The sequence below is a fragment of the Cupriavidus sp. HPC(L) genome (assembly GCF_000307735.3).
Classification (GTDB): Bacteria; Pseudomonadota; Gammaproteobacteria; order Burkholderiales; family Burkholderiaceae; genus Cupriavidus.
The window spans coordinates 1-9,368 of sequence record NZ_AMPR02000097.1 but is presented as its reverse complement, the minus strand read 5'-3'; the positions used below and the strand labels follow the sequence as shown (position 1 = coordinate 9,368).

Here is a 9,368-nt window from a genome sequence, read left to right as displayed (position 1 = left end):
CCGCCGCTGCCGCTGGCCGAGCGCGAGGTCCCGCTGCCGCCGCTGCAGCAGCGGCTGCGCGACACCATCGGCACGCGTGCGCTGCCCGCGCTGGTCACCGCGCTGAAGGGCAAGCGCAACGCCGCCATCCCGACCGGCCAGCTGATGCGCCAGTTCGGCATCGCGGTGCTGCCGGCATTGGTGGTCGCGCTGCTGATGGGCTCGATCTACGCCGGCGTCACCGCCGCGCCGCCGGCGGCGGTGGATTCGACGCTGATGGAGCTCGGCGCGCAAAGCAGTGACGATGCCGCGGGCCTCGATACGCTGGCGCCGCCGCCGAGCGAGGACAGCCCCGCTGCCGCGGCGGCGACCCCGAGCGTTCCGGCTACCCCCGCCGCTCCCCCCACTCCCGCAGCCGAAGCACCACAAGCCGACGCCGCGCCGAGCCCGCCCGGCGCCGACACCGCCAATCCGCCGGCCACCGCGCCGCAGGCGCCCAACTGGTTCTGGATCACGCTGGCCGTGGTCTGCGTGGCGATGCTGTACTTCTACTGGCGCTTCGACTTCGCGCGGATGGAGATCTTCAAGCAGCTGCTGTCGTCGTTCTTCCCCCTGGCGGTGCTGATCCTCGCCGTGCTCGGCTCGATCGTGTTCGGCCTGGCCACGCCGACCGAGGCCGCGGCGGTCGGCGCGCTCGGCGGCGCGCTGCTGGCGGCGGCCTACGGCCAGCTCAACTATGGCGTGGTCAAGGAGTCGGTGTTCCTGACCGCCAAGACCAGCGCGATGGTCTGCTGGCTGTTCGTCGGCTCGTCGATCTTCTCGGCCGCGTTCGCGCTGCTCGGCGGCCAGGCGCTGGTCGAGCAGTGGGTGATGTCGCTGGACCTGACGCCGCTGCAGTTCATGATCCTGGCCCAGGTGATCATCTTCCTGCTGGGCTGGCCGCTCGAATGGACCGAGATCATCATCATCTTCATGCCGATCTTCGTGCCGCTGCTGGACAACTTCGGCATCGACCCGCTGTTCTTCGGCCTGCTGGTCGCACTGAACCTGCAGACCGCCTTCCTGTCGCCGCCGGTCGCGATGGCCGCCTTCTACCTGAAGGGCGTGGCGCCGCCGCATGTCACGCTGAACCAGATCTTCGGCGGCATGCTGCCGTTCATGGCGATCCAGGTGGTGGCGCTGGTGCTGCTGTACATGTTCCCGGACATCGGGCTGTGGCTGCCGAGGGTGTTGTATCAGTAGGCCGGCCAACAAGCTGGCCAATAAGCCGGCGCGGCGCGCTCAGGCCAGCGCCGCGTCGAGGCAGGCGCGCACCGTGGTCTCGTCGTCCGCCGCGAAGGGGCCGATGAAGACCAGCGCCGATTCGTCTCGCGGCGCGTGCCCGTATGGATGTGGGATCGCCTCGACCCGCATCCGCCCCGCGACGACGTGCACCGCATGCGCGCGCGCATCGCGATCGAACGCAACCACGCCCTTGGCCCGCAGCAGGCGCACCGGCAACGCCTTCAGCGCCTGCCGCAAACGCGCCTTGTCGAACGCCCGGCTCGTCCGGTAGGAGAAGGTCACGATGCCCCGGTGCAGCGCCTCGCCGCGGCTCCAGCGCTGACCGTCCGCCGAGAGCAGCCGGCCCTGCGCCGGCGGTGGCGCGACGTCCAGATAGACCGACAGCGGCAACTGGCCATGCCGTGCCGTCAGCACGGCGGCCCGCGGCGCCAAGCCACCGACCGACGCCGCGACGGTCTCGGCCGTCGCGGCGCCGGCCAGATCGACCTTGGTCAGCGCCAGTACCGATGCGCCGGCGATCTGCCGCCGCACCATGTCGCCGATCAGCGGATCGCGCAGCACCTCGGAGACGCCGGCCACGTCGACCGCGACGATCACCGCATTGAGCCGGAACGCCGGGTCGAGCAGGCCAATCTGCGCGATCCGCTGCGGGTCCGAAACCCCGCTGGCCTCGATCACCAGCAGCTCGGGACGCTCGGGTCGCGCAGCGATGGCGACCAGCGCGTCGGCCAGCCGGCCGCCGATCGAGCAGCAGATGCAGCCGTTCTCGAGCTCGATCACGTCGTCGCCGCGGCTGCGGATCAGCGCGGCGTCGATATTGATCTCGCCGAAGTCGTTGACCAGCACGGCGATCCGCCGTCCCCGGGCATCGGCCAGCAGCCGGTTCAGCATCGTGGTCTTGCCCGCACCCAGATAGCCGCCGACCACCACCAACGGAATGGGCGGCCGCGCGTTCATCGTGCCGGCGCCGCAAAGACGCGCCCGCCCAGCACCGTGCCCCAGACCCGGACATCCTTCAGCGCGTGCGGCGCCACCGCGGTGGGGTCCTGCTCGAGCACCGCGAAATCGGCCAGCTTGCCCGGCTCGATGCTGCCGACCAGATGGTCCAGCCGCAGCGTATGCGCCGCGCCCAGCGTGATCGCGTGCAGGGCCTCGCCGACGCTGAGCCGCTCCGCTTCGCCCAGCACGCGGCCCGCCGCGGTCTGGCGCTGCACCGCGCACCATGCCGTGAACAGCGGATTGAGCGGGGTGATCGGCGCATCGGAGTGGATGGCGACCGGAATGCCCAGCCGCAGCGCCGAGCGCGCCGGATTCATCCGCGCGGCCCATTGCGCGCCGACCGTCTGGCCGGCGTGCGCCTCGCCCCAGTAATACAGATGGTTCGAGAAGAAGTTGATGCACAGCCCGAGTCGGGCGGCGCGCGCCAGCTGAGCGGCGTCGGCAAGCTGGCAGTGCTGCAGCGTGTGCCGATGGTCCGCGCGCGGATGGCGGGCCAGCATTGCCTCGAGCGCGTCCAGCACGACCTCGGTCGCCTCGTCGCCGTTGGTGTGGATATGCAGCTGCAGACCGGCCAGATGGAATGGCGTGAAGCACGCCAGCAGCTGCGCCGGAGGGATCAGCCACAGCCCGTTGGGCTGGCCGCCTGCGTAGCCGGGCGCACGCAGGCGAGCGGTGAAGCCCTGGATCGAACCGTCGACGATGAACTTGACCGGACCGAAATGCAGCTTGTCGTTGCCGCTCCGCGCGGCGGCGTGGACCCGTTCGGCTCCGCCGTCCGGATTGCGCTGCGGGGAGAAGGCGGGAACGATGCGCAGCGGAAAGTCGCCGGCGGCGGTGACTGAGCGCAGCGTGTCGAGCCCGGCCGGCGACAGGTCGCTGACCAGATCGGTCGCGGTGGTGACACCGGCGAGCTGCGCGACCCGCCCGAAGCGGCGCACCGCCTCCGGGTCCTCGGCCGCCGCCAGCGACAAGCCCTTGCCGATCACGCGGTGGACCGGAAACATCGCCGCGAACTCCTGCAGCTCGCCGGTGGGCCTGCCGTGCTCGTCCTTGTGCACCCCTTCGATGTCGGTATCCTCGTCGATGCCGGCGAGCGCCAGCATCGCCGAATTGACGTTCATCAGATGCACGCTGGCGTGCATCACGACGATCGGCCGCGTGGCGGAGACCCGATCCAGTTCCCGCACGCTCAGGCGGCCGGCGCCGAAGTAGATCGGATCGAAGCCCCAGGCCAGCAGCGGCGTGTCGGCCTCGGTTAGCCGGCTGGCGGCGCTGACGAGCCGGTCGATGACCTGATCGAGCGTACGCAGGCCGCGCCACAGCCGCCCGTCCGGATCACGGCGATCGAAGTAGCCGACATAGACGGCCTCCCACATCGCGCCCTCCATCAGGTGGCAGTGCGCCTCGACCAGCCCGGGCATCAGCACCTTGTCGCGGAAGGTGTCGTCGACCTCGGCGTCCGCCCACGGCGCCATGTCGCCTCGCGCGCCGACCGCGACGATCTTGCCGTCGCGGACCGCCACGTGTGTGGCATCCGGCTGTGCGGGATTCATCGTCAGGATCTTGCTGGCGCGGAATATTCGTGTGCGCGCCGGTTCATGGTGGTTCATCGTTGCTTCTGGAAATGGGAGGTTCGGGGCAGGAAATCCGGCCAACGCAAATCAGGCCGCCTGGACGCGCGCCGGCCGCGGAACGAGGTTCACCAGCGCCGTCACCAGCAGGTTCACCGCGAGGCTGACCAGTCCGACGTTGATCCCGCCAAAATCGGCCTGCTGGACATAGAGCGCGATGGCCAGGCCCTGTCCGCTCAGAATGCCGAGCGCGATCGCCAGCGGCCGCACCTTCCACGAGAACAGGATCGCCATCACGCCCGGGAAAAACTGCGTCACACCGTAGTAGGTGGTATTGATCAGCGTCAGCATCAGGTTGGGCGTAACCAGCGTCATCACGATCGACAGCACCAGATAGATCGCGATCACCACCTTGGCGCCCTGCTTCTGCCGCGGCTCGGGCAGGCCGGGCATCAGGTTGCGCGTGACGATCGGTCCGATGGCGAGGCAGATGCCGGCCAGCACCAGCAGGCCCGACAGCGCCGCGCCGGCGGTCACCAGCCCCAGCAGCCAGTCCGGCAGCAGGCGCACGGCGGCGGCGAAGAACGCCTCGTTCGGCGAGGCGAGCTGCAGGTTCTGGCTGATCGCGTAATACGACGCCAGCACGAGGAACGGATACATCAGCATGTACAGCGGCATCGCGATCTGCGTGCGCCGGATCGTGTTGGCGCTCTTCGCGGTGAAGAAGTTCTGCACCGCGAACGGCATCATGTAGAAGCCGAGCGCCTGGAACAGCATGGTGCTCATCGAGAAGCGCAGCTGCGTCTCGCTCATCTGGTTGCTGACCTGCATGCTGGCCGCGTGGAAGACGTCGCCGACGCCGGCCTTCCACCCCACCGCCACGCCGGTGGCGACGATCGCCACCACCATCAGCACATCCTTCAGGATCGCGATATAGGCGGAGGCCCGCACGCCGGAGATCGCGATGTAGGTGAAGGCCAGCCCGGCCGAGATCAGCACCAGGTGCAGCGGATCGACATGCCAGCCCAGGCCCTTCAGCGCGGCCACCAGGCCGGTGAACTGCAACTGGCCCCATGGCAGCAGGAACAGGATGGACGAGGCGGCGACGATCAGCTCCAGCGCACGGCTTCCATAGTGGCCCTTGAACAGGTCTGGCAGCGTGATCGCGTTGTAGCGCGCGCCGGCGCGCCAGATGCGCGGACCGAGGAAATAGCCCAGCGGGTACGCCAGCAGGATATAGCCGAGAAACCAGATGCCGTAGGTCGGTCCCTTGGCATAGATGCCGCCGGGAAATCCCACCATCGTGCCGATGCTGTAGATCTCCCCGGCCGCCAGGAAGAAGACCAGATAGGCGCCGAACTGACGCGACGCGACAAAGAAGTCGTGCACGCTTTGCGCGCCGCGCCCCTGACGTGAGCGGATGGCGAGGTAGAGGGACAGCGCGATGAAGCCGAGAAATACCGCGGTAGTCATGGCGGCTCCTTCAGGCGCGATGGGGCGCGGCGCCGGCGTCGGCGTCGGCCGGCGCGTGGCGGTCGAACAGCAGCCAGCACAACAGCATGCAGCCGGACGTCAGCACGAACCAGGCGAAGATCCAGGCGTAGATGAAGGGAACGCCGAGCACGAACCGCTCGACCGACGCCACCCAGGGCAGGAGTCCGATCACCCCGAGATACGGGATGCCGAGACCGATGAACAGCTTGAGCATGCTTTTGTCTCCGTGGTCCGATGGCCGGTGTGCGGTGCGCCGAAAGGCGACGAGGCAGCGCCCGCTGTTGTTGTGGAGCCATCATAGGGAGCCGCGATGTATGATTCAAATGCAAATATCTAACGACTTCCATAACGGATTGGCATGGATACGCAGAAGCTGCTGCACCTGCTCGCGGTGGTCGAGCATGGGACCTTCTCCGAGGCGGCGCGCGCCGTGCACCTGACGCAGCCGGCATTGAGCCGCAGCATTCGCGCGCTCGAGGACGAACTGAAGGCGCCGCTGTTCGACCGCGGTGCGCGGCGCGCGCGGCTGACGGTGTTCGGCGAACTGGTGGCCGAGCGCGCCCGGCGCATCCGGCTGGAAGAGCGGCAGCTGCGGCGCGACCTCGACCTGCTGCGCGGCGGCGAGGAAGGGTCGCTGGCGATCGGCATGGCGCCCGCGCCGGCCGCGCTGCTGCTGACGCCGTTCCTCGCGCATATGGCGCAGGCCCATCCGCGCATCCGGGTCCGCACAGAAACCGGCGCCACCAGCGCGCTGCTCGAGCAGCTGCGCAGCGAGGCGATCGACGCCATCGTCGGCGATGCCTATGTGCTGCGCGCCGCCGACGACATCGACCTGGAGACGCTGGGCGAGCTCCCCGCGGGGCTGGTCTGCCGGGCGGGCCATCCGATCCTGCGCAAGCGCCGGCTCGATATCGAGGCGATCCGCGCCTATCCGGTTGCCTCCACCACGCTGAGCGCCATCATCGGCCGCCAGTTGATCGAGCTGTGGGGACCCGAGGCCGCGCCCGAGCGGCTGATCACGCTGCATTGCGACAACCTGGACGTGCTGCGCAGCGTGGCGCTCAGCACCGATACGCTGCTGTTCGGCGTGCTGTCGATCACGCGGCAGCAGCGTGCCGAGGGCTCGATGGCCGAGGTGCCGATGCCGCCGGATCCGCGCCGGCGCGGGCGCTATGGCATCGCGCGGATGGCGGCGCGCTCGCTGTCGCCCGCGCTGCAATCGCTGTATGCGTTCACGCGGGCGCAGTGGACGACGTTGTCGACGGAGCCGCCTGGGTCGCGCCGGTGATCACCCTGCACCGGGGACCGGCGACCGCGCTGCGGCACAAGCGGTCCCCGTTGTATCCTTGGCGTTTCGTCTCGCCCTCCGTTTTCGCTCCCTTCTTTCCCTTACCTTCCCGCACGAGGAATGCCATGTCCGCAACGTCCGAATTCAAGATGGAATACCGCCGCCTGGGCCGCAGCAATCTGAAGGTGTCCGCGCTGTGCCTGGGCACGATGATGTTCGCCGACCAGACCGACGAGGCCGAGGCCGGGCGCATCGTCGCCAGCGCGCGCGATCATGGTGTCAACTTCATCGACACCGCGGACGTCTACAGCAAGGGCGCTTCCGAGCAGATGGTGGGCCGGCTGATCGAGGCCGAGCGGCAGCAATGGATCCTCGCGACGAAGCTGGGCAACGCGATGGGCTCGGCGCCGAACCAGGGCCATTACTCGCGCGTCTGGATCCTGCGCGAGGTTGAGGACAGCCTGCGGCGGCTGGCGACCGACTACATCGACATCCTGTATCTGCACCGCGATTACGCCGACGAGAATCTGGAGGAGGCGGTGCGCGCGATGGGCGATCTGGTGCGCGACGGCAAGATCCGCTACTGGGCGGTGTCGAACTTCCGCGGCTGGCGCATCGCCGAGATCGCGCGGCTGTGCGATCAGCTGGGCGTGCCGCGGCCGGTCGCCTGCCAGCCCTACTACAACCTGCTGAACCGGATGCCCGAGGTCGAGATCCTGCCGGCCTGCGAATACTATGGGCTCGGCGTGGTGCCCTACAGCCCGGTCGCGCGTGGCGTGCTGACCGGCAAGTACCTGCCCGGACAAGCGCCGGAGGCCGGCACCCGCGCCGGACGCGCCGATCGCCGCATGATGCAGACCGAGTTCCGCGAGGAATCGCTGGTCATCGCGCAGCAGCTGAAGGCCCACGCCGAGGGGCGCGGGTTGACCGCGGGCCAGTTCGCGACCGCGTGGGTACTGGCCAATCCGCTGATCACCGCGGTGATCGCGGGCCCGCGCACGCTGGCGCAATTCGAGGACTATTTCGGCGCAATCGGCGCGACGCTGTCGCCCGAAGAGGAAGCGATGGTCGACGCGCTGGTGGCGCCGGGACATCCGTCCACGCCGGGCTATACCGATCCGAACTATCCGTTCACGGGGCGGCCGGTCAAGGTGGCCGCAGCGGGCTGAGCGCCCGGACTCACCAGCCCGGACTCACCACCCGCGCCCCATGTCGTAGATCGAGCGCGACAGCCCCAGCGACTCGATCCCGGCCAGCGTCGCGATGCCGACACCGTCGCGGCCGCTGCCCGGATCGTCCTGGCCGAGTTCGGTCAGGCAGCGCGATATATGGACGATCTGCGTCGGCAGGCAGGGTTTCGCACCGCCTCCCGGCTGTACCGCCCGCGTTCGTCCGCCTGCCGGGCGTGGCCGTCCCGTCCTGTTCTGCCGCATCGGCGCATTCCTGCGGCTATGGAATCGCAGCGCTTCGCGGCCATCGTGCGGTGCGGTCGGAGCGCGCGGTTCGCCGCGGCGCGGTGCCGGCCGGACGCCCGCATCCCGGCGCGGGTTGCTCCCGCCATCGGCGACCAAGGCCAGTGCTTCGCGCAGGTATTCCGCGCGGCTCTGCCTGCAACGGTAGATCTCGACGAGGATCGGACCCGACCCTCGCTCCGCGCTGGGCGGCGCGTTGACATCGGCGTGGATGAACGCGATCGATACCTCATCGTTCTGCCGGTCGGCCAACGTCATGCGGCCGCTGGCCGGCGCGGCGGACAGATACAGCGGCTGCGGCGTGCCGGAGAGCCATGATTTCAGTACGGTCAACATGCTTGTCCTCGTCGAGTGGAAGCGAGGCGCCATCTTTGCCCGCATCCCGGACGCGGACTACTGAAAACAGGTGAGGAATGTGCGCATAGCGATGTGTTACCGCATCGCCATGCGACTGTGAAACGCGGCGTTGGCCGGGCGCCGGGGCGCGCTACAGCCCCTTCTCCACCATCGCCAGCACGCGCTCGCCCAGCGCAATGCGCATCGCTTCGTCGGCATGGCGCAGCGGGCCGTCGATGATCAGCAGCGCCAGCCCGTGCACCGCCGACCAGGCCAGGTACTCGGCTCCGGGGCGCCGCTCGGCGGGCAGCACGCCGGCCGCGACCAGCCGGTCCAGCGCGGCGCCTAGCAATTGGAAGGGATTGAGGCCGCCGGGGCCGGCCTTGGCGGGATCGGGGTCGTCCTCCACCATGCTCGGCGTGGCGAAGGCCGTGCGGAACAGACCCGTCTGCGTCTGCGCGAACTTCAGATAGCCGGCGCCGATCGCGCGCAGGTCGGCGCGCGCCCTGGCGGCCGGGTCATTGCGGTCGACCTGCTCGGCCGCGGCGGCCAGCTCGGTTTCCATCGCCACCGCCAGCGCCGACAGCGCGGCCGCGCGTACCGCCTCGAACAGCGCCTGCCGATTGGCGAAGTGCCGGTAGGCGGCATTGGGCACCACGCCGGCGCGGCGCGTCGCCTCGCGCAGCACCACCGCGTCGGGGCCGCCGTCGCTTGCCAGCGCGATGCCGGCGTCAATCAGCGCGCGACGCAGGTCGCCGTGGCGATAGGTCGTGCGCGGCGGCGGCGCGACGGCCAGCTTCAGTGCGGTGACCATCAGGCTGCATGGCCGCCATGGGGCGCGGCCATGCCCGTCTCCGCGGCCGGGCCATCGGCCGCGGCCTCGGCGCCCTCCGGCGTCACCGACACCGGCGCGGTACGCGTGCGCAGCAGCATGCCGCCCAGCAC

At 69.5% G+C, this 9,368-nt stretch carries 9 protein-coding genes; 3 read left to right on the top strand and 6 right to left on the bottom strand.

All coding sequences use genetic code 11. From position 1 onward, the window contains the following. The coding region (locus tag B551_RS07350; RefSeq protein WP_023263781.1) for a TRAP transporter large permease subunit at nt 1-1,221 on the top strand (1,221 nt) is incomplete at its 5' end. A 39-nt stretch (nt 1,222-1,260) separates the two neighbouring features. On the opposite strand, the gene B551_RS07345 is transcribed toward B551_RS07350, so the two are convergent. From B551_RS07345 to B551_RS07330, 4 genes are read right to left on the bottom strand one after another with little or no spacing between them, the layout of a single operon-like run. Further along, nucleotides 1,261-2,220 (bottom strand): GTP-binding protein, encoded by a 960-nt coding sequence (locus B551_RS07345; protein ID WP_006578431.1) that lies wholly within the window; start codon nt 2,218-2,220, stop codon nt 1,261-1,263. Beyond that, complete coding sequence (locus B551_RS07340; RefSeq protein ID WP_006578430.1) at nt 2,217-3,872, bottom strand: amidohydrolase; 1,656 nt, start codon at nt 3,870-3,872, stop codon at nt 2,217-2,219. Before B551_RS07340 ends, B551_RS07345 begins: the two co-directional genes overlap by 4 nt. 51 nt (nt 3,873-3,923) lie before the next feature. Then, nucleotides 3,924-5,306, bottom strand: coding sequence for a sodium:solute symporter (locus tag B551_RS07335; RefSeq protein ID WP_006578429.1), 1,383 nt, complete (start codon nt 5,304-5,306; stop codon nt 3,924-3,926). 10 nt (nt 5,307-5,316) lie between these two features. Continuing rightward, entirely contained in the window at nt 5,317-5,541 is a 225-nt protein-coding gene (locus B551_RS07330) for a DUF3311 domain-containing protein (protein ID WP_006578428.1), read from the bottom strand. A 144-nt stretch (nt 5,542-5,685) separates the two neighbouring features. Here B551_RS07330 and B551_RS07325 point away from each other — a divergent pair, with 144 nt between their 5' ends. Both B551_RS07325 and B551_RS07320 read left to right on the top strand, forming a co-directional pair. Continuing rightward, nucleotides 5,686-6,615, top strand: coding sequence for a LysR family transcriptional regulator (locus B551_RS07325; RefSeq protein WP_006578427.1), 930 nt, complete (start codon nt 5,686-5,688; stop codon nt 6,613-6,615). Between the two features lie 149 nt (nt 6,616-6,764). Continuing rightward, nucleotides 6,765-7,784: an aldo/keto reductase gene (locus B551_RS07320; protein ID WP_006578426.1), complete on the top strand. Its 1,020-nt coding sequence runs from the start codon at nt 6,765-6,767 to the stop codon at nt 7,782-7,784. Between the two features lie 24 nt (nt 7,785-7,808). Here the strand turns inward: B551_RS07320 and B551_RS07315 are convergent, their stop codons facing one another. Continuing rightward, nucleotides 7,809-8,423, bottom strand: coding sequence for a hypothetical protein (locus tag B551_RS07315; protein ID WP_006578425.1), 615 nt, complete (start codon nt 8,421-8,423; stop codon nt 7,809-7,811). Nucleotides 8,424-8,574: 151 nt separating this feature from the next. Further along, nucleotides 8,575-9,237 (bottom strand): TetR/AcrR family transcriptional regulator, encoded by a 663-nt coding sequence (locus tag B551_RS07310; RefSeq protein WP_023263779.1) that lies wholly within the window; start codon nt 9,235-9,237, stop codon nt 8,575-8,577. Nucleotides 9,238-9,368 lie beyond the last annotated feature (131 nt).

Coding starts and splice junctions, on each gene's coding strand:
- B551_RS07345 (WP_006578431.1), bottom strand. CDS start 2,220: ATGAACGCGCGGCCGCCCATTCCGTTGGTGGTGGTCGGCGGCTATCTG.
- B551_RS07340 (WP_006578430.1), bottom strand. CDS start 3,872: ATGAACCACCATGAACCGGCGCGCACACGAATATTCCGCGCCAGCAAG.
- B551_RS07335 (WP_006578429.1), bottom strand. CDS start 5,306: ATGACTACCGCGGTATTTCTCGGCTTCATCGCGCTGTCCCTCTACCTC.
- B551_RS07330 (WP_006578428.1), bottom strand. CDS start 5,541: ATGCTCAAGCTGTTCATCGGTCTCGGCATCCCGTATCTCGGGGTGATC.
- B551_RS07325 (WP_006578427.1), top strand. CDS start 5,686: ATGGATACGCAGAAGCTGCTGCACCTGCTCGCGGTGGTCGAGCATGGG.
- B551_RS07320 (WP_006578426.1), top strand. CDS start 6,765: ATGGAATACCGCCGCCTGGGCCGCAGCAATCTGAAGGTGTCCGCGCTG.
- B551_RS07315 (WP_006578425.1), bottom strand. CDS start 8,423: ATGTTGACCGTACTGAAATCATGGCTCTCCGGCACGCCGCAGCCGCTG.
- B551_RS07310 (WP_023263779.1), bottom strand. CDS start 9,237: ATGGTCACCGCACTGAAGCTGGCCGTCGCGCCGCCGCCGCGCACGACC.